Consider the following 1782-nt stretch of genomic DNA (forward strand, 5'->3'; position numbering starts at 1 on the left):
TGGGATTCCCTATCGCATTGTCACGGGTAAATCTCTCAAATCGGGTAAGGTGGAATTAGTCGAAAGAGCCAGTAAAAAAGCGTCAGAAGTAGCAATTAATGAGGTGGTTTCCTATTTAAAAACTGCTATTTCAAAGGTAAACGCTTCTGATTAAGTGATTAAATATACAGATAATTTTGCCTGTTTATAGTTCTGATGATCGAATATGAGTCGGGGGACTTCCTGTCATAAAGGGCATCTCAAAAGCTATTGACAATTGGCCAATTTTGTGATCCGCGTGGGCATTTTAAGTGATACCAGTCAATCAGAATAGTTACGAACTCGACCTATTTGGTCGATTATTGCTTAACAATTGAGATGGCAAATTCTACTCAAATATGCCTGAATTGCCATCTGGGTAGGCAACCCACATAAAGTTCATTTTGTCAAGGATTGTTAGGATGCGCTTACCCTGGGATGCTAATATGCCATAGAGTTTTTTATCTTTGTGTTCGAGGCAAAAGGTGCGAAAACGTTGCAAAACACTTTTTATACTAAATCTGGTTATTAAAAACTGATTATTTATTCCCTTGTTGACTAATTTCCTTCAGTTGTTTGTCAGTTTCTTTTTGGGCAGCAGTTAATTCGGCTAAGATTCGCCATACGTCTTCTGATGTAGTTGCCATAGATGATTTTTTTCCTCTGATTTGTTCTATTACTATTTTACTAAATTCTTCCTATTCATGAAGAAAAAAGTGTTTTTTCCTGTGGGGAAGAGAGCAATCACATCTAAATTTTTAATAGATTTGAGGTTGAAAATTATCGGGAATATCGAGTTCAAACACTTGGTCATGAATCCGAGCCACATAAAACCCTTCTTGCAGAATTTTTTCGCGTAATCCTGGGGATACATGAACCGCCGCTAATATGCCATAGAGTTTTTTATCTTTGTGTTCAGGGAAAAAGCTGCGAAACCGTTGCAAAATACTTTTTAATTGTGTAATAGATTCCTCTCTAGCATGACTTTTAACCTCGACGATATAGGCAGTATTTAACTCACCATTAGTATAGGCAAGGACATCAATTTCTAGGTTTTGTCCATCTTCGCTGGCTCGCACACTGGGACTAACAACTTTCATGCCGAACCGTTGTCTGAGAATCGTTTCCATTGAAGGGAGAGCAAGTCCTTCGGTAAAGCTGCCGAATTTTGCCCCGAGTCCCCCAATTTGCTGACCTAATTCTTTGAGTTGTTTGTCAGTTTTCTGCTGTTGTCGGTCAGTTTCCTTGATTTGTTGGGCGTTTTCCTTCTGTTGTTGACTAACTTCCTTCAATAGTAGGTCAGTCTCCTTCAGTTGTTTGTCAGTTTCTTTTTGAGCAGCAGTCAATTCGGCTTGAGCAGTCGCTAATTCGGCTAAGATTCGCCATACGTCTTCTGATGTAGTCGTCATAGATGATTTTTTCCCGATGTCACCTATTAACTATGTTATCGGATTTCTGTGCTTGTCGAAGACACTGGGGAGCAGACTGCTGATTCAATTGGATAAGGCGGAGGCTAATTCATAGAACAAGAATCACCGCCACCAGCGACTAACATCCCTAATACTTTGATACACTTCTCTTAAAGCGACCAGTCCCCCAAAATGAAGGATTAAAGGGACTAAGTTGGGAATAGAATTAACAATTATCTTCATTCTCTTTGATTTTTTGACTAATTCATGACTGGTTCGCTGAACGCTGGAAAATGCTAACGTTGATGGGTTATTCATTTGACAGATCATAGAGTTCTAAGCCTTGAATAAAACA

Annotated in this window: 2 protein-coding genes and 1 pseudogene; 1 reads left to right on the forward strand and 2 read right to left on the reverse strand. The window is 39.1% G+C overall.

Annotated features, from left to right (window positions below):
* A partial coding sequence (locus tag PX484_RS18305; protein WP_288105026.1) for a His/Gly/Thr/Pro-type tRNA ligase C-terminal domain-containing protein occupies nucleotides 1-154 on the forward strand: 154 nt, incomplete at its 5' end.
* Nucleotides 155-569: 415 nt separating this feature from the next.
* On the opposite strand, the pseudogene PX484_RS26100 reads toward PX484_RS18305, so the two are convergent.
* Together PX484_RS26100 and PX484_RS18315 are read right to left on the reverse strand one after the other, a co-directional pair.
* A pseudogene (locus tag PX484_RS26100) lies at nucleotides 570-665 on the reverse strand (DUF3782 domain-containing protein); the annotation flags it as partial.
* Nucleotides 666-776: 111 nt separating this feature from the next.
* Complete coding sequence (locus PX484_RS18315) at nucleotides 777-1427, reverse strand: DUF3782 domain-containing protein (RefSeq protein WP_287766430.1); 651 nt, start codon at nucleotides 1425-1427, stop codon at nucleotides 777-779.
* Between the last annotated feature and the right edge of the window lie 355 nt (nucleotides 1428-1782).

The sequence above is a fragment of the Microcystis sp. M49636_WE2 genome (assembly GCF_030065375.1).
Lineage (GTDB): Bacteria > Cyanobacteriota > Cyanobacteriia > Cyanobacteriales > Microcystaceae > Microcystis > Microcystis aeruginosa_C.

Bases quoted from the DNA above. Each gene is read 5' to 3' on its own strand.
- PX484_RS18315 (WP_287766430.1), bottom strand. From the start codon at position 1,427: ATGACGACTACATCAGAAGACGTATGGCGAATCTTAGCCGAATTAGCG.